At 49.3% G+C, this 16736-nt stretch carries 17 protein-coding genes and 1 pseudogene; 7 read left to right on the plus strand and 11 right to left on the minus strand.

Annotation, left to right across the window (positions count from 1 at the left end):
- Positions 1-103: 103 nt before the first annotated feature.
- The 9 genes from DRJ53_RS13420 to DRJ53_RS13460 form a co-directional block, all read right to left on the minus strand.
- Complete coding sequence (locus tag DRJ53_RS13420) at positions 104-781, minus strand: porin family protein (protein ID WP_114236165.1); 678 nt, start codon at positions 779-781, stop codon at positions 104-106.
- Between the two features lie 112 nt (positions 782-893).
- Positions 894-1496, minus strand: coding sequence for a porin family protein (locus DRJ53_RS13425; RefSeq protein ID WP_162303871.1), 603 nt, complete (start codon positions 1494-1496; stop codon positions 894-896).
- Positions 1497-1742: 246 nt separating this feature from the next.
- Positions 1743-3386 (minus strand): L-glutamate gamma-semialdehyde dehydrogenase, encoded by a 1644-nt coding sequence (gene pruA, locus DRJ53_RS13430; protein WP_114236167.1) that lies wholly within the window; start codon positions 3384-3386, stop codon positions 1743-1745.
- 184 nt (positions 3387-3570) lie between these two features.
- A protein-coding gene (gene prfB, locus DRJ53_RS13435; RefSeq protein ID WP_114236168.1) for a peptide chain release factor 2 occupies positions 3571-4675 on the minus strand; the annotation gives its coding sequence in 2 pieces (ribosomal slippage) (positions 3571-4614 and positions 4616-4675; 1104 coding nt in all).
- 201 nt (positions 4676-4876) lie between these two features.
- On the minus strand, positions 4877-5194 hold the full coding sequence (locus tag DRJ53_RS13440) for a peptidase associated/transthyretin-like domain-containing protein (RefSeq protein WP_114236169.1): 318 nt from the start codon (positions 5192-5194) through the stop codon (positions 4877-4879).
- Positions 5195-5366: 172 nt separating this feature from the next.
- Positions 5367-5723 (minus strand): septal ring lytic transglycosylase RlpA family protein, encoded by a 357-nt coding sequence (locus DRJ53_RS13445; RefSeq protein ID WP_114236170.1) that lies wholly within the window; start codon positions 5721-5723, stop codon positions 5367-5369.
- 7 nt (positions 5724-5730) lie between these two features.
- Positions 5731-6138, minus strand: coding sequence for a VOC family protein (locus DRJ53_RS13450; protein ID WP_162303872.1), 408 nt, complete (start codon positions 6136-6138; stop codon positions 5731-5733).
- A gap of 114 nt (positions 6139-6252) precedes the next feature.
- Positions 6253-6600, minus strand: a complete 348-nt coding sequence (locus DRJ53_RS13455; protein WP_114236172.1) for a hypothetical protein — start codon at positions 6598-6600, stop codon at positions 6253-6255.
- Positions 6601-6702: 102 nt separating this feature from the next.
- On the minus strand, positions 6703-6930 hold the full coding sequence (locus tag DRJ53_RS13460) for a hypothetical protein (RefSeq protein ID WP_114236173.1): 228 nt from the start codon (positions 6928-6930) through the stop codon (positions 6703-6705).
- Positions 6931-6993: 63 nt separating this feature from the next.
- On the opposite strand from DRJ53_RS13460, the gene DRJ53_RS13465 reads away from it, so the two are divergent.
- The 4 genes from DRJ53_RS13465 (at position 6994) to DRJ53_RS13480 (ending at position 10735) form a co-directional block, all read left to right on the plus strand.
- Positions 6994-7317, plus strand: coding sequence for a cupin domain-containing protein (locus DRJ53_RS13465; RefSeq protein ID WP_114236174.1), 324 nt, complete (start codon positions 6994-6996; stop codon positions 7315-7317).
- Positions 7318-7444: 127 nt separating this feature from the next.
- A complete protein-coding gene (locus DRJ53_RS13470; RefSeq protein WP_114236175.1) occupies positions 7445-7846 on the plus strand; it encodes a transmembrane 220 family protein in 402 nt (133 codons plus the stop codon).
- 58 nt (positions 7847-7904) lie between these two features.
- On the plus strand, positions 7905-9356 hold the full coding sequence (locus tag DRJ53_RS13475) for an alpha-L-fucosidase (protein ID WP_114236176.1): 1452 nt from the start codon (positions 7905-7907) through the stop codon (positions 9354-9356).
- 128 nt (positions 9357-9484) lie between these two features.
- Positions 9485-10735 carry an aspartate kinase gene (locus DRJ53_RS13480; protein WP_114236177.1) on the plus strand — a complete coding sequence of 417 codons (1251 nt, stop codon included), beginning with the start codon at positions 9485-9487 and terminating at the stop codon, positions 10733-10735.
- A 69-nt stretch (positions 10736-10804) separates the two neighbouring features.
- Here the strand turns inward: DRJ53_RS13480 and DRJ53_RS13485 are convergent, their stop codons facing one another.
- The gene (locus DRJ53_RS13485) at positions 10805-11986 is read right to left on the minus strand and encodes a L,D-transpeptidase family protein (protein ID WP_114236178.1); all 1182 of its coding nucleotides are present in this window, start codon (positions 11984-11986) and stop codon (positions 10805-10807) included.
- Positions 11987-12150: 164 nt separating this feature from the next.
- Positions 12151-13284, minus strand: coding sequence for a 4-hydroxyphenylpyruvate dioxygenase (gene hppD, locus DRJ53_RS13490; RefSeq protein ID WP_114236179.1), 1134 nt, complete (start codon positions 13282-13284; stop codon positions 12151-12153).
- Positions 13285-13679: 395 nt separating this feature from the next.
- Here hppD and DRJ53_RS13500 point away from each other — a divergent pair, with 395 nt between their 5' ends.
- The 3 genes and pseudogenes from DRJ53_RS13500 to DRJ53_RS21720 all read left to right on the plus strand — a co-directional run bounded on the left by DRJ53_RS13500 (position 13680) and on the right by DRJ53_RS21720 (position 16699).
- Positions 13680-14822 (plus strand): 5-(carboxyamino)imidazole ribonucleotide synthase, encoded by a 1143-nt coding sequence (locus DRJ53_RS13500; protein ID WP_114236181.1) that lies wholly within the window; start codon positions 13680-13682, stop codon positions 14820-14822.
- Positions 14823-15146: 324 nt separating this feature from the next.
- Positions 15147-16211, plus strand: a complete 1065-nt coding sequence (locus tag DRJ53_RS13505) for an efflux RND transporter periplasmic adaptor subunit (RefSeq protein ID WP_241558551.1) — start codon at positions 15147-15149, stop codon at positions 16209-16211.
- 65 nt (positions 16212-16276) lie between these two features.
- Positions 16277-16699: pseudogene (locus tag DRJ53_RS21720) on the plus strand (four helix bundle protein).
- The last annotated feature ends 37 nt before the right edge of the window (positions 16700-16736 follow it).

The following is a 16736-nucleotide window of genomic DNA, read 5'->3' on the forward strand; positions in this document are numbered from 1 at the left end:
TTGGGATAAAAATAGGCAAAGCAGCGCAACAGCTGTTTGATAAATAATGAAAGCCGGGAACTTCCCGGCTTTCATTATTTGCTTATATGATTCAATGACGTTCTTATTTGGCTGCGCCAAAATGATAGGTAAGACCTACCTGCAGCACACGGTTGCGGAAGTCCATATTGGCTGACGAAGGAGAATCTTCGTTGTTCCACACATTGGTAAATCCGTACACATAACGGGCATTAACACCCAGCCCAATACGCGATAGGTAACCTACGCCACCAGCCAATGAGAAGTCGGTTTTCTTAACATAGTCGCGGTCTTTCAGGTTTACCTCGCCACCTGCATTACGATCGGCATTGGCACTGGAAAGATAGCTGAACTGCGGGCCGGCTTCAATCATAAAGCCGCTTGGCGAAGCCAATTGCAACATCAGGGGCACCGAGACATAATGGAAATCGAACTCGTTCAAACCGGCAAGGTTTGGATCGGCCGAAGCCATGGGTGATGTTTTAGAACCCTGGATGTTGTACAAAATCTCGGGCTGGATGCGGAAAGCACCGGCAACAGGGATGTTGTAAAAAAAGCCTGCATGCAGCGAAGTTTTTGCATTGTTGTTCATGCCGCTATTGGCACTGCCTGCATCTTTAATTTCCAAGCGGGCAGAGTTGATACCAGCCTTGATGCCAAAGCGGGGTTTCACTTCCATTGGGGTACGTAATTGCGGGTCATTCTGCGCACTTGCCGAGATACCGACAGCCAGCGCCATCGCCAAAAAATGGATTTTTTTCATAATGGTGTTTTTCTATTCGTACAATTTAAAAAAGGGTGTATAGGTTGGGTGTTATTGCGTCGACTCGAATATTCGAAACAGACAATATATTCAAGCTTCGGCGGCGATCGACTTATCTGGATTTTGCTTTGTGAGACGGATCCAACATGTAGAACAATGAGATCTGGAAATTGTTTTGCGTTCCTTTACCCGGTCCTGTTGTTACATCCGACAATCCAAGGTTGTAACGACCACCAACGCCCAGGCCGGAATAAGACAGGTAGTTCAAACCAAAACCAAGTGAAGCATTGGTTGTTTTAAAATCATCTTTTGAATTTTCCTCTTCACCATTCTGGTCTTTTAATTTCGAGCTAACAAGAAACCCGATCTGCGGACCGGCTTCAATTCTGAAACCATTATCGAACATGTATTGCAGCATCAGTGGAACGTTGATGTAATCGTTCTTCACTTTTACTTTATTATTGCCATTGATGCGGGTAAGCGTACCACCTTCCTGTGAGTATAAAAGCTCCGGTTGCACAGCCCATTGACGAGCCAGGTGCACATGTGCCGTAAGCCCGAGGTGTACACCCAGTTTCGAATCGGTGTTCTCGTTGTTTTCTAAATTTAATGAAGCAATGTTGAGGCCACCTTTTACAGCCAGGTGTGGCTTAGTTTGCGCCGAAAGGGTAAAAGCGGATACTATTCCCATGAGGAATAAACTGATCTTTTTCATGATGAGCATTTTGCCAATCGTTTTGCAAACAGAATACCAGTTTAAACATGGGAACAATTTTGTGGAAAACTCAACAGCGCATAATTATCTTCTTTTAGGTGTAGCGTATTGTAATTGATGAAGTAAGCGTTTATTGTTTCGGCACATAAAACAGATAATAACAATGGCCGCCATCTGGCAGCCATTGTTATTATTCAATTTAAGTAAACATGCAACTTTACCTGATGCATGTTTTTGCTGAAAGCATTAAATACCCTCGCTTTCGCCCAGCAAAAACGGGTAGCGGTAATCGGTTGGGGGTACAAACGTTTCCTTAATGGTGCGGGCACTAAGCCAACGGTACAGGTTCAGTTGTGAGCCTGCTTTATCGTTTGTGCCTGAAGCACGGGCGCCGCCAAAAGGCTGTTGGCCTACCACCGCGCCAGTGGGTTTGTCATTGATATAAAAATTTCCTGCAGCGTTGCGCAACTTGTTGGTGGCAATTTCCACAGCATAACGGTCTTGTGCAATTACTGCCCCGGTCAGTGCATATGGAGAGGTTTGATCAACCAGCTCCAATGTTTGTTCCCACGCTGCTTCATCGTACACATATATTGTTAATACCGGGCCAAAAATTTCTTCGCACATGGTGATGTACTTTGGATCTTTTGCTTCGATAACAGTTGGCTGTATGAAATATCCTTTTGATTTATCGTAAGTGCCGCCGGCAATGATCTCTGCATCTTTTGCACCTTTTGCATTGTCGATGTATCGCGCAATTCTATCAAAGCTGCGTTCGTCAATGACCGCATTAATAAAGTTGCCGAAGTCTTCAACCGATCCCATTTTAAATGAATCGATTCCTTCAACCAACAAACGCTTTACTTCGGCTGCAATGTTGGATGGAATGTATGCGCGGGAAGCAGCCGAACATTTTTGTCCCTGGTATTCAAATGCACCACGCAACAATGCTGTAGCAACTACTTCAGGGTGTGCACTTTTATGTGCTACCACAAAATCTTTTCCGCCGGTTTCCCCTACAATGCGTGGGTACGAACGATAGCCGCCAACATTTTCACCAATGGTCTTCCACATTTGGTTGAACACACCGGTAGAACCTGTGAAATGTACACCAGCAAATTCGCGGTGACCAAAGCAAACTTTACCCAGCGTTGGGCCATCCACATAAATCAGGTTGATGACGCCATCGGGCAAACCAGCTTCTTTTAAAATGCGCATGAACATTTGCGCAGAATACACTTGTGTATGTGCGGGTTTCCATACCACTACGTTGCCGCACAGTGCAGCCGATGTAGGCAGGTTGCCACCAATTGCAGTGAAATTGAATGGGGTAACGGCCAGCACAAAACCTTCAAGTGGACGCCACTCCAGCCGGTTGTGCATGCCTGCACCGGATATGGGCTGTTGCTGGTAAATTTCACTCAGGTAGTGCACATTGAACCGCAAAAAATCGATCAGTTCGCAGGCTGCATCTATTTCGGCCTGGAATGCATTTTTGCTTTGGCCCAACATGGTGGTGCCATTCATATGATAGCGGTACTTGGCTGCAATAAGGTCGGCGGCACGCAGAAAAATATTGGCCCTCGCCTCCCAGCTCATGGCAGCCCACGCATCTTTTGCAGCCAGTGCTGCATCGATGGCCTGGCGCACATGGCTTTCATCGCCTGCATGGTAGTGTCCTAAAATGTGTGCTTTTTCGTGGGGCGGATGCATGCTTACCTTGTTACCGGTACGCACTTCTTCACCTCCTATAAACATGGGAACATCTACCTGTTCCGATTTTAACTGTGCAATGGTTTTCTGTAATGCTTTTCTTTCGGCAGAGCCGGGGGCATAACCCAGCACTGGCTCGTTGGTAGGCAGCGGGTAATAAAAATATCCAAGACTCATGTAAACAAAATTTCCGCAAACCTAAAGATTAAATGGCAATGCGGTGCGTAGCGGGGAGAAAGCCCGGGTTAAGGCTGCAATAAAAAAAGTCAAAACTCAAAAAGGGGTTTCATTTTCGAAAACCCGATTTTGAATTTTGACTTCTGCTTTTTTACTTAAATGATGTAGCTAAAAACGAAACAGCCTAATTACTTGCATTCGCCTCTTCTTCTTTCTGCGACATCAGGTAAGCTTTGATAAATCCGTCAAGTTCGCCGTCCATCACCGGTTGAATATTGCCCACCTCATAATCGGTGCGGTGGTCTTTGATCATTTTATACGGATGGAACACATAGCTGCGGATCTGCGAACCCCACTCGATCTTTTTCTTGTTGGCGTTGGCCGCATTCTTCGCTTCTTCACGCCGGCGCAATTCTTCTTCATACAGGCGGCTTTTCAGCATCTGCATGGCTTTTTCGCGGTTGCCCAGCTGGGTACGTTCCGTTTGGCACACTACCACAATGCCGGTTGGCAAGTGCGTCAGCATTACCTTGGTTTCCACCTTGTTTACGTTCTGGCCACCGGCGCCGCCACTGCGTGCCGTTTCCATTTTTACCTCACTGTCTTTTACCTCGATGTTGATGGTATCATCCACCAACGGGTACACAAACACCGAAGCAAATGATGTATGCCTGCGGGCATTGGAATCGAACGGTGAAATGCGCACCAGGCGGTGCACACCGCTTTCCGCTTTTAAAAAGCCATAAGCAAACGGGCCATCAAACTGCATGGTACAGGTTTTAATGCCTGCGCCATCGCCATCCACCCAATCGAGTATGGTAACGGTCCAGCCTTGTTTTTCGCCGTACATGCGGTACATGCGGGCCAGCATTTCGCTCCAGTCCTGGCTTTCGGTGCCACCGGCGCCGCTGTTGATCTGCAGCACTGCGGGTAGCTCGTCTTCAGGCTGGTTGAGCGTGCTTTTAAACTCAGCTTCTTCCAGTGCCGCAATGGCTTTGTCGTAAGCCTGTTTTACATCTTCTTCCGTGCCCTCTCCTTCTTTCCAGAATTCAAACAGCACGGCAAAGTCTTCAACAGCGTTTTCAACACTCTCGAACAGGTTTACCCAATATTCATTCAGCTTAATTTCTTTCAGGATGCCCGTTGCACGGCTGTTGTCATCCCAAAACCCCGGCGCAAGGGAAAGTTGCCGGTCATTGTCGATTTTTGCACGTCGGTTAGCGACGTCAAAGAAACCTCCTCAGGACCAATAGGCGGTCCCTCATATCTTTAATATGCTCTTGTGTCATAGGCCGCAAATGTAGCAATAAAGCCCATTGATTGATCAGCATAGCCGGCCAATTAAGCGGGGCCAATATGTTTGGTAAAGGATAAGGCAGGTCTAAAAACGGGCGGCTGTGTGCCATCGTCAACCCAGGAAAGGGGACGTAGCAAGGATGGTAACAAAGCCCCAAACCGAAGTCCGGGGCTTTGTGTAGTTATCGTGATGCTTATTGCTCCAGGGTAAGTGCACCCAGGTCGGTGGTTTCACCTTCTTTAACAACAACACCTTCTTTCACGAGGTTTTTGTAAGGCGCTTTAGCCTCAACAACTACCTGGTAAGTGCCGGGCTTTACTTCGTCGAAAGAAAATGCGCCGCTGTTGGCTGTAGCTTTCAGCGAGTCGGTGCCGGTGATGGCCCAAACTGTACCTACGCTTTCAGCCGGTGTAACAGAACCTTTGATGCCGGATGCAAAATCATTTTTAAACGAGAACAAAGCAACTGATGCCAGTGCCAGTGCGGTGGTGCTTTTCAGGATGTTTTTCATGATGTGTGTGATTCAATGGTTAAGATAATTGGCTTCCGGAAAACCGGACACCCCTTGTCAAGTACCATGCCAATTCATAAAAAAATTAAGGACAATAATCACACAACCTTTGCGTTGCCCATCGCCTCAAACCCTCTACAGAACAGCTTTCTACGCGGCTTTACTGCACTGCTTAAGGACGTTTGTACTTGAGCTCAACTTCGGTTACACCATCCCGTAACATACCTATTTTTCGTGCTGCCCTGCGCGACAAATCAATGACCCTTCCCTGCACAAAAGGACCCCGATCATTGATGCGCACTTTCACTGACCTTCCATTGCGCATGTTCGTTACCGTTACCTTGGTTCCAAAAGGCAATGTTTTATGTGCAGCGGTTCGTTTCCTGTTCCTGAATACTTCTCCTGAAGCAGTTTTACGACCATTAAACTTGTTATGGTAATATGATGCCTTGCCTTGTTGCACCACTTTTGGCGCACAGGCAGAAGCAAATAAAAGCAGTGCGCAAGTTGCTGTAATGATTGTTTTCATATTGCAGTTAAACAGGGTTTACAGGCACCGGAAATTCGTTGTTCATCTCCAGCCAATAGCCGTCGGGATCCTGGAAAAAAACCTGCCGGATGCCATCGGGCCGCACATGTACCACACCCCAATTTTTGCGGGCATCGCAATAAGCTACACCATTGTCTGTGAGCTTTTCTATAAACGCTTCAAACAGCGGTGTGCTCATCGCCAGGTGATGATCAATATGAAAACCGGGCAACTGTTCGGCACCGGCAATCAGGTGCAACTGGCAGCCAGGCCCAAGCGCAAACCAGCTGTGGCGGCCTATCTTAAAAGGTTCTTCAAGCGGTGGCAGGCCAACTATATTTTGGTAAAAATCAGTACTCCGCTGCAGGTTGGTTACCTGCAGTGCAATATGGCTCACAGTTATATTGATGGACATGGGCATGATTAAAATGAATCGGCAAAATTAGGTGCTTTGCGGCCCTTCGTTTCTTGTTATTTCCATAAAAAAAAGGGCTGTTAAGCCCTTTAAAAGATTGATCATCCCTAAAGCTTATCGCCTGCCTTCGTTGGCTTTGTTGCGGGCACGATCGGTTTCTTCGCTGTCGTCCAGCAAATCAGGATTGGGCGATTCGCTGCGATCGTTTTGCGCCTCTACCCTGAATGTCTGGCTTTTATTTGGCGAACGATGTGCTTCTTCGTCGTTAAAACCATTATCACGATCCTGCTGCGGCCGTTCGCGCCTAGGCGCATTTACAATGTTGGCTGCTGCTTCCTGCCGTGCGGCATTGCTGTCGGCATCATCGCCTGCAAAACGTCCTTCATTTTCCAGCCGTTCGTATTCTTTCTGCGCATCGCTCTTGCGTTCTTTGTCCCGGTTTTGTTGTCGTTCACTGCTCATGATCTTCTATTTTTTTAAGTAAAAAAAATTGCACGCAAGGCTGCATCATATTGCAGCTTGCAGCGGATCGTTTTCAACCCGCCGGTGCATATTCATCCAACATTAAATCAGGTCTGTGTTTTCACCCAGCCTTGCGGTCTCGCCTTCATCCAGGTCGTCGTTGGGGCTGGTGGCCGTAAGCTCTGCATCGGCTTCCATGTCTTTATCGGCCTGCTCATGTGCAGCCGTTACCAGCTTGTTATCCATACCCCTGCCGCCTTCCAATGCCTGCCGGTCAGCAGCTTCGGTTGGCGGCTGCCGGGCTTCCTTCGGTGTCTTTTCGTCTTTCATGTTTTTTTATAGATAGGCCTTAAAATTCATGCCTGTTTTGCCGTCCTTTGCCAAAACAATTGCATGTCGTTTATCCATATTGCAGACCTGCCTTTTAAAGAAACCCAGCCCGGCGCCGAGCTGCGCACTATTCATACCGGCACAACGACGCTGGCATATTGGAAAATGAAGGGCGGCCTCGACTTTGCGATGCACCAGCACCCGCACGAACAGGTGGCCCATGTGCTGGAAGGAGAATTTGAACTGACTGTTGGCGACGAGACAATGATTTTAAAGCCGGGCACTACCGCAGTTATTCCGGGTGGCGTGCCGCATGGCGGCCGCTCCATCACCGATTGTTTGTTGCTCGATGTATTTCATCCCGAACGTGAGGACTACAAATTTTAAAGTGCATTGTAAACAAACAGCCGGATGGCGCATGAATTAATTGCGCCGATTATTTTGCAGTTAAATGGCAATTACAACTGCCAGCAATAAGTTTGGTCTGTTTGCATAAACCTTTTTAATTTGGCTTATGGGCCTGCGCATTTTTAATTACCTGTTTGCCTTTTTATTTCTTGTTTCGGCAATCCTTCAATACAACGATCCCGATCCGTGGTTGTGGATTCCCATTTACCTGTTTGGTGCGGCGCTTTGTTTTTTAGCGGCCCGCGGCAAATTTTACCGCAACACATACCTCGCCGGTATTGTGGTGTTTGGCATTTATGCAGTGTACCTGCTGTTTACCCAGGATGGCGTGCTCGACTGGATCAATGAACACGATTCGGAAAATATTGCGCAAACCATGAAGGCTACCAAGCCCTGGATTGAAGACACCCGTGAATTTTTTGGGTTGTTGATTTTGATGGCAGCTTTGCTGGTCAACTATATTTCCGCCCGCAAAAACCTGGGCCACCGCAGGGGTGTTACTTTTTAGTGTAAAAAAAGCTTAGCGCAATTCGGTTTTTCTCGCCGGAATTGTTTTGCTTAAGGGTATGAAACGTTTGATTGCCCTTAGCCTGATGCTGCTCCTGCATGCAGCCAGCCATGCACAGAAATACAGCCCCAATTGGGAGTCGCTCAATAAGCGGGGCATCCCTGCCTGGTTCAACCAGGAAAAGTTCGGCATCTTCATTCACTGGGGTACATATGCAGTGCCTGCCTATGCGCCGGTAATCCCCAACAGTGGCTACTCTTATTCGGAATGGTACTGGCAACGCCTGCACGAAAAGCAAAAAGACTTCTGGGCGTTTCACCAGAAAAATTACGGCGCAGATTTTCCTTACACTGATTTTGAAAAAAGTTTCAAGGCGGAATTGTACCGGCCCGAGCAATGGGCCGATGTATTCAAACGCTCCGGCGCAAAATACGTGGTGCTTACCTCCAAGCACCACGAAGGTTATTGCCTGTGGCCCAATGCCGATGCCGACCGTACCTGGGGCAGGCCGTGGAACGCAGTTTCGGGTACGCCTAAGCGTGACCTGCTCGGCGACCTGACCAGTGCAGTGCGCAATGCCGGTTTGCGCATGGGTTATTATTATTCGCTGTACGAATGGTATAACCCATTGTGGCTTTCCGACAAGCAGCGCTATGTGGCCGAACACATGCACCCGCAATTCAAAGACCTGGTGACAAAATATAAACCTGATGTGATTTTTTCGGATGGTGAGTGGGATATTTCAGACACGGCATGGCGCAGCCCGGAGTTGTTGGCATGGCTGTTCAACGAGTCGCCGGTAAAGGAGCAGGTAGTGGTGAACGACCGCTGGGGCAAAAACACGCGGGAACGAAACGCTGGCGCCACCTACACCACATCGGAATATGGTGCGGGCATGAACCCCAATATTGTATGGGAAGAAAGCCAGGGTATTGGACACTCGTATGGCTACAACCGCAACGAGCAGATTGATGATTACAAAACAGGAAAACAACTGATCCTGCTGCTCATTGATGTGGTGGCCCGCGGCGGCAACCTGCTCCTCGACATAGGGCCCACTGCCGACGGCCGCATCCCGGTGATCATGCAGGAGCGGTTGCTGGAGATTGGCGCCTGGCTGGAAGGCAACGGTTCAGCCATTTTCAACACCACTGCATGGAAACAGACAAGACAATGGAGCACCGGCAAGGAACCGGAGAAAAAAGGCCCTTCGTACATGGCCGGCTACGACATTAGCAAGCTGGTGCAGCCCCAAAAAGACAGTGCATACATCGAGCAGTTTTACACACGTAATGGCAGCAGTTTGTATTGTATTGTGCCGCAATACCGGCCGCAGGTGGTGATCAAAAACTTTAAACCAGCCGTAGGAACAAAAGCAAGCATTTTAGCCAGTAAAAAGGTCCTCACTGCAAAGCAGGTTGGGGCAGACTATCATATTGACCTGTCCCAGTTAAAACCTACCGACCTGGAGCAACGGCCATTCGTGATTCATTTGCAAGGTGCATTGTAGCGTGTAAAGAAACCCGGTGCTGATATTCATCGTGCCGAAACATGATTAAAAACTGCGCTAGATACCTGACACAAACCAGCGGCACGTTGACCCAAATAGCCACATCTTTGCACCAAATTTTTTGAGGGATGAAGGTGTTTAAATTTGGCGGTGCTTCCGTATCAGGGGCCAGCAACATCCGCAACGTAAAAAGCATTTTACAACAATATACAGACGGACCGCTGTTGGTGGTTATTTCGGCCATGGGCAAAACCACCAACGCTTTGGAAGCCGTGGTATCCGCATTTTACAATGGTGATAAAGATGAGGCCCTGCGGCTTTTTGAGAACATCAAAAGGGATCACCTGCAGTTGTGCGCCGAATTAACACCGGAGCCATTACCCGAACTAAGTGATTTTTTTACCGAAGTGGAATGGCTGCTGCACGACCAGCCGGTGCGCAATTTTGATTATTACTACGACCAGGTGGTTTGCATCGGCGAGCTCCTGTCGACGCTTATTATTGCGCATTACCTTAATTGCGAAGGCGTGGGCAACACCTGGGTAGATGTGCGGGATGTGATGCGTACCGACAATAATTTCCGCGATGCAAAAATTGATTGGGCATTTACCGGCAAAAAAATGGAAACCGAAATACTGCCGTTGTTTGATGTCCACAACCTGGTGATCACACAGGGCTTTATTGGTGCTACCGATGAAAACGAAAGCACCACGCTGGGCCGCGAAGGCAGTGACTATACCGCTGCGGTTTTTGCCTCACTGCTGGGTGCGGAAAGCCAAACCATTTGGAAAGATGTGCAAGGTGTAATGAACGCCGACCCGAAGCTGTACCCCGGTGCCGTTTGGATCAGCGAGCTGAATTACCGCGAGGTAATTGAGATGGCGTATTATGGCGCACAGGTAATCCACCCGAAAACCATCAAGCCGCTGCAAAACAAAGGCATTCCGCTGTACGTACGTTCGTTTCTCCATCCCAACGAACAAGGAACGGTGATCCATAACCGAAAAATAGCAGCGCTTCCGCCGATCATTGTGTATAAAAAAGAGCAGGTGCTGATTGAGCTGACCGCAAGAGATTTTTCTTTTGTAAGCGAAGGGTTGAACAGCGAAGTAAGCCGATGGTTTCAACAGGTAAAATTCAAACCCAACCTCACGCAGATCACTGCCATCAGCATGTTGTGCGTTACCGACAACCTGGAGGAAAAGCTGGACCAGTTTGCACAAAGTGCCGCACACCTGTTTGAAGTGCACCTGCAAAAAGGCCTGCACCTGCTCACCATCCGGCATTACAACGATTCGATTCTGGAAGAACTGACCCGCGGAAAGGAAATTTTATTAAAACAACAAACCGTGGAAACCGTGCAGGTGGTGATGCGGTAAAATAGTTTTTACCAAATAGAAAAGGGCGGTTGTTGAAACCGCCCTTTTCTATAGCTATTTGCTACCGCTTTACTTCGATTTTTCAATACCAAAGCCCTGCCTGATTTTCTTGGCTACCGGCTTGTCGTTTAAAACGGCGGGCTGCCACACGGGCATTTGCTCCAGCACCGTAATTACTTCATCATTGAACTCTTCATCCACACCCTGCACCATTTTAAAATTGGTGGGCGTGCCATCGCTGTCCACAATAAATTCTACCACCACGTAAGCCTTCTTTTTCCCATCGGGCAGGGATGCCGCAAGCGCATCGCCCATCTTATCGAGGTATTTTAAAAAATGCTCATTGCCTCCGGGGAATTGCGGCCATTGGTGCACTGCATCAGCTACCTGCACAATATCGCGGTGGCGGTGCGGTACCGGGGCACGCTTGGGTTTGGGCGGCGGTGGCGGCAGTTTTTTGGTGAGGCCGTCAAACACATAATCGCCCTGGTTATTTACCATAATCAGGGGCAATTGGCGGGTCAGTTCAAAATGATCATACACCAATTCGAGGTTCTGCGCAAACTGCTTCAACTGCGCATCCGTTTTGGTCAATGTATTCAGGTAATCCTGGCTTTTCTTATTGTTGTACCGGATCGGGAAAATATGCACGGGGATGAAATCCTGGCCGCGGTTTTTGGCATGTGCCGCAAGAATATATAGTTCTTCGATCTGCTCATTGTTCACCGGGATGCAGCCCACCGTAACGCAACTGCCGTGGATATAAATATCGCCGCCGGGGCGGAAAATATCACTCAACAATTTGTCGGAAGCGTTGGGATAATTGAGGCCCAGCGAAAGATGGTAGGTACTGCGCGGGTTGAACTCATTGATGAAATAAAATCCCTCCGGAACCTGGTAATCGCCTTCCATGCGCTTGGGCCCCAGCGAACCGGCCAGCGCACATACCTTGTATGTTTTGAACAGTTTAAATTCGTCTTTGCGATCGTTGCGCACCCACACTTCCAGTTGTCCGTCGTATTTAAAGTTGCGGATGTACAAGTACTTGGCTGGCCACTCCAGGCCCTTGGTTTTAAACTGCCGCTGCAGCGTGTCTTCCTTGCGTTTCAGCGCCTCACCGGGCCGGGGCAGCGTTCGCTGGAAGCTGATAAAAGAGCCATCCATATTGGGGCCGCTGGCCAACATGGGCATCTGGCCAAATGCAGTCACGGCGGCGATCAGGGCAAATAAAAAGAGGTACACCAGTTTCATACAATTCAAATCCAAGAGGCAATTTCGGAAAAAATCGGGTGCACGCTCTTTAAAATTCGCTAAAGTGGGGAGGAAGTCGGAAGACCGAGGTCCGAAGTCCGACGAAAACGCGACATCATTTTCTCTAATTCTTCCGACTTCGGACCTCCGACTTCCGACTCATTCTACAAATTCCCCCGCTGCTCCTGTTCCCTTTCCAAGGCTTCAAAAAGGGCTTTAAAATTGCCTTTGCCGAAGCTTTTGGCGCCTTTACGCTGGATGATTTCGAAGAACACGGTGGGCCGGTCCTGCACGGGTTTGGAAAAAATCTGCAGCAGGTAGCCTTCATCGTCGCGGTCCACAAGGATGCCCAGTTCTTTCAGCGGCTCCAGGTCTTCGTCGATGCGACCGACACGGTCCAGCAGGTCGTCGTAATAAGTATTGGGCACTTTTAAAAACTCCACCCCGCGGCTGCGCAGCGCCGTTACCGTTTCCACAATATTATTGGTGGCCAGCGCCACGTGCTGCACGCCTTCGCCACCATAAAACTCCAGGTATTCTTCCACCTGCGATTTCTTTTTGCCTTCGGCCGGCTCGTTGATCGGGAATTTTACAAACCCGTTGCCGTTGCTCATTACCTTGCTCATCAGCGCCGAATATTCTGTAGAAATGTCCTTATCATCGAACGACAAAATATTGCGGAAGCCCATAACCTCTTCATAAAATTTCACCCACCGGTCCATTCCGTTCCAGCCTACATTGCCCACGCAATGGTCCACATACTGCAGGCCTGTTGTTGGCATGGCAAAATGCGGGTTGGTCCAGGCACGGTAGCCCGGCAGGAACACACCGTTGTAGGCTTTGCGTTCCACAAACAGGTGCACGGTATCGCCATAGGTGCAAATGCCGCTCAGCACCACTTCGCCCTTTTCATCTTCCACGCGTTGTGGCTCCATGCTGCTCACGGCACCGCGTTGGGTTGTTTGCAGCCAAGCATCAGCGGCGTTAGGCACCCGCAGCGCCAGGTGTTTCACGCCATCACCATGGCGAAATACATGGTCGGCAATCGGTCCTTCGGGTCGTAGGGCCGAGGTCAGTACAAAAGTGAGCTTTGCCTGGCGCACTACATAGGAGGCGCGGTCGCGTTGGCCCGTTTCCGGACCGGCATAGGCCAGCGGCTGAAAGCCAAAAGCGGAGATATAATAATGGGCGGCCTGCTTGGCGTTGCCCACATAAAATTCAACATAGTCGGTGCCTTCGAGTGGCAAAAAATCGGTGGCGGCAACAGGCACGCCTGGCTGCATGGTTTCTGTGTTCATTGCAATCGTGGTTTATTAACGGTAAAATGTGATAGCGCAAGTAAGGTGCCGCTAACGGCGCCATAGAAAAATGTGGGTGCAGGGGAAATTAAAATGCGACTTCCATGGCAAGCGCCTCCATGAGCAGTACAAAGCTGTACCGCTTGTCGTTAAAATATTTCTGTGGATAGTCGGGGCGCATGGGCAGGGTAAAGGTAGGGAGAAGTCCGAAGACGGAAGTCGGAGGTCCGAAGATAGAGGAGTTGGGAGTTGGGAGTTGATAGTTGACAGTTGATAGTAGGGAGTCAGGAGTCTGCAGCTATTATTTTCAACTAGTCTTTTCTGTCTTTCCCGTCTTTTCGGACTTCCGTCCCCCGACTTCCAACTTTTTCCCCACTTCCACTTACTTTCGCAGCATGCAAAAAGTAGGCATCCTGGGCGGTGGCCAGTTAGGCAGAATGTTGTTGCAGTCCGCAGCCAATTATCCCGTTGAAACATATGTGTTGGAGGCCGATCCCGAATGCCCGGCGGCACACCTGTGCAGCCATTTTGTGCTGGGCGATATCCGCGACTACGACACGGTGTTGCGCTTTGGGCAGGGCCTCGATGCATTGACCATTGAAATCGAGAACGTAAACGTAGAAGCGCTGGAAACCCTTGAGGCCAGCGGGTTGCGGGTGTTTCCGAAGCCTTCGGTGCTGCGCATCATTAAAAACAAGATTTTCCAAAAACAGTACTACCAGCAGTTTTCCATACCCACGGCCGAATTTGCGGTGCTCAACGGCCGCCACGAAATTGATGCCCACCCCCACCTGCTGCCCGGCGTACAAAAGCTGGCCACCGGCGGCTACGACGGTAAGGGCGTACAGATCATCGAAAACCGCGGCCAGATAGAACTGGGTTTTGCCGAAGCCAGTGTGCTGGAAAAAAAGGTGTTGCTGAAAAAAGAAATTGCAGTGATGGTAGCCGTTGGTCAGGACAGCAAATGGGCGCTGTACCCGCCGGTGGAAATGATGTTCAACCCGCAGCTCAACCTGCTCGATTTCCAGTTGTGCCCCGCCAACATCAGCCGCGATGTGTTGTGGAAGGTAGAAGCGATCGCCCTTTCGGTGGTGCGCAATTTTAATTCGCCGGGACTGTTTGCCGTTGAATTGTTCATCGACCAGAACGATGATGTTTTTGTAAACGAAACCGCGCCGCGGGTGCACAACAGCGGCCACCACACCATCGAAGCGCATTACTCCTCGCAGTACGATATGCTGTGGCGCATCATCCTGGGTTACCCACTGGGCAATACCAAAGCCATTTTCCCTTCGGCCATGGTCAACGTTATTGGTGCGCCGGGCCACTCAGGTCCGGCCGATTATAAAGGCCTGCCGGCCGTGCTGGAAATAGACAATGCATTTGTGCACCTGTATGGTAAAAAAGAAACAAGACCGGGCCGCAAAATGGGCCATGTAACCATCCTCAGCGCCGAAAAGCAGGACCTGATCCACAAAGCCAACAAGATCAAAAACCTGTTGTCGGTAGAGGCGAGTGTTGCGCAAAAAGAGGCATAGGAATGTTTGAAAAATGTAGATGTGTTGTATTTGTTAGATGAGGCATTTGACCACTCAACACAATCCATTTTTAAGAAACAACTGCAATAAGCCACCACATAATATTTTCTGCAGCGGTTGCGCCGCTTTTGTTTTATAAAAATGAAAGCGGTGCAAGGCCTGCATCTTTTTCCCATTCCATTTGTTTACAATAATTTGTTTTTAAACGGCGACGGGCTTAAAGGAAAGGTTAATAAACGTTAACACCTCAACGAGGCCTGAAATCCTCGCCGCATTGGCACCACGAATGGTTATTTTTACTGCAACAATAATTGCTTTACATCAGTGAACTCATTACCCCTTGTACGAACTGCCCTAATGTTTTGTTGCGGCGCCGTCATTTTTGCCGCCTGCTCCTCCGACCGAAAAGAAAAAATTACTGCCCAGCAAAAGCAGGGTCCGCGGCCACCCGCCCGGGTCAATGTTTTTGTGGTGCAACCCAGCACTGTTAGCGAGTCCATCGAAGTACCCGGTTCGCTGGTGGCCGATGAAGCCACCGAAATCCACCCCGAAGTATCGGGCCGCGTAACCGGCCTGTATGTGCGGGAGGGCGCCCAGGTAGGCAAAGGCACCCTGCTGGCCAAACTGTATGACGGCGACCTACAGGCACAACGCCGCAAGCTGGAAGTGCAACTGAAAATTGCGCAAACCACCGAAGACCGCTACCAGCAACTGGTGCAGATCGGTGGTATCTCCAAACAGGATTACGACCTCACGGCACTGCAGGTGAGCAACCTCCGCGCCGACCTCGATATCATCCGCACCGCCATTCAAAAAACCGAAGTGCGGGCGCCTTTCTCTGGCAAACTGGGCCTGAAAGGAATTTCCACCGGCGCCTATGTTACGCCAACGAGCATCATCACCACCATTCAAAAAACTTCCGGCCTGCGCATCGATTTCAATGTGCCGGAGCGTTACTCTTCTGCCATTAAAAAAGGCCAGGTGGTGAATTTCACAATTGAAGGTAGCGACCGCAATTACACGGCGGCTGTATTGGCCACTGAATCGGGCATTGCCGAGGAAACCCGCAGCCTTACCGTTCGGGCTTCGGTAAAAGGCGACGCTGCAGGGCTGTTCCCCGGCGGTTTTGCCAAAGTAAAATTGCAGTTCGACCCGGACAACAGCGCACTGATGGTACCCACCCAAGCGATCATTCCGCAGGCACGAGGCAAAAAATTGTACCGCTTTAAAGGCGGCGTAGCCGAATTTATAGATGTGACCACCGGCGTGCGGGACAGCAGCCTGGTGCAAATAACCGAAGGCCTGCAACCCGGCGATACCATCATCACCACCGGCCTGCTGGGTTTGAAACCCGATGCAAAAGTGGCGCTGGGAAAAGTGGAACAATAATTTTTTAAAGATTCACCAGTTCACGGGTTCACAGGTTCTTCAGTTGTTTTAAAACAGAATGATCGATGGCCACGTTTAGAAAATTTGAAGAAATACAGGCCTGGCAAAAAGCAAGGGAGCTCAACCAGCTCATTGGTCGCTTTGTCGACACTGGAAAATTCAAAACGAACTATCGGCTGATCGGGCAAATTGAAGGATCGTCCGGATCAATCATGGACAATATTGCAGAAGGATTTGAGCGAAGTGGCAACCGGTAATTTTTACAGTACTTGTATATTTCCAAGGGCTGCTGTGGCGAATTTAGGTCTCAATTGTATCGTGCCCTTGACCGCAATTATATCAGTAACGAAGAGTTTGAAGAATTGCACCGTTACGCAATGGAAATAATTGCGATGTTGCAAAAATTGATTGAATACCTGGAACAATCCCATTTCAAAGGCGTCAAGTTTTACAACAGAGAAAACCGCCCTGACAAGACGAACCCGTGAACCTGTGAACTCGTGAACATAATTAACTAAACGAAAC

This window comes from Paracnuella aquatica (assembly GCF_003332885.2).
Taxonomy (GTDB): Bacteria; Bacteroidota; Bacteroidia; order Chitinophagales; family Chitinophagaceae; genus Flavisolibacter; species Flavisolibacter aquaticus.

Bases quoted from the DNA above. Each gene is read 5' to 3' on its own strand.
- DRJ53_RS13420 (WP_114236165.1), bottom strand. From the start codon at position 781: ATGAAAAAAATCCATTTTTTGGCGATGGCGCTGGCTGTCGGTATCTCG.
- DRJ53_RS13425 (WP_162303871.1), bottom strand. From the start codon at position 1,496: ATGAAAAAGATCAGTTTATTCCTCATGGGAATAGTATCCGCTTTTACC.
- pruA (WP_114236167.1), bottom strand. From the start codon at position 3,386: ATGAGTCTTGGATATTTTTATTACCCGCTGCCTACCAACGAGCCAGTG.
- DRJ53_RS13440 (WP_114236169.1), bottom strand. From the start codon at position 5,194: ATGAAAAACATCCTGAAAAGCACCACCGCACTGGCACTGGCATCAGTT.
- DRJ53_RS13445 (WP_114236170.1), bottom strand. From the start codon at position 5,723: ATGAAAACAATCATTACAGCAACTTGCGCACTGCTTTTATTTGCTTCT.
- DRJ53_RS13450 (WP_162303872.1), bottom strand. From the start codon at position 6,138: ATGTCCATCAATATAACTGTGAGCCATATTGCACTGCAGGTAACCAAC.
- DRJ53_RS13455 (WP_114236172.1), bottom strand. From the start codon at position 6,600: ATGAGCAGTGAACGACAACAAAACCGGGACAAAGAACGCAAGAGCGAT.
- DRJ53_RS13460 (WP_114236173.1), bottom strand. From the start codon at position 6,930: ATGAAAGACGAAAAGACACCGAAGGAAGCCCGGCAGCCGCCAACCGAA.
- DRJ53_RS13465 (WP_114236174.1), top strand. From the start codon at position 6,994: ATGTCGTTTATCCATATTGCAGACCTGCCTTTTAAAGAAACCCAGCCC.
- DRJ53_RS13470 (WP_114236175.1), top strand. From the start codon at position 7,445: ATGGGCCTGCGCATTTTTAATTACCTGTTTGCCTTTTTATTTCTTGTT.
- DRJ53_RS13475 (WP_114236176.1), top strand. From the start codon at position 7,905: ATGAAACGTTTGATTGCCCTTAGCCTGATGCTGCTCCTGCATGCAGCC.
- DRJ53_RS13480 (WP_114236177.1), top strand. From the start codon at position 9,485: ATGAAGGTGTTTAAATTTGGCGGTGCTTCCGTATCAGGGGCCAGCAAC.
- DRJ53_RS13485 (WP_114236178.1), bottom strand. From the start codon at position 11,986: ATGAAACTGGTGTACCTCTTTTTATTTGCCCTGATCGCCGCCGTGACT.
- hppD (WP_114236179.1), bottom strand. From the start codon at position 13,284: ATGAACACAGAAACCATGCAGCCAGGCGTGCCTGTTGCCGCCACCGAT.
- DRJ53_RS13500 (WP_114236181.1), top strand. From the start codon at position 13,680: ATGCAAAAAGTAGGCATCCTGGGCGGTGGCCAGTTAGGCAGAATGTTG.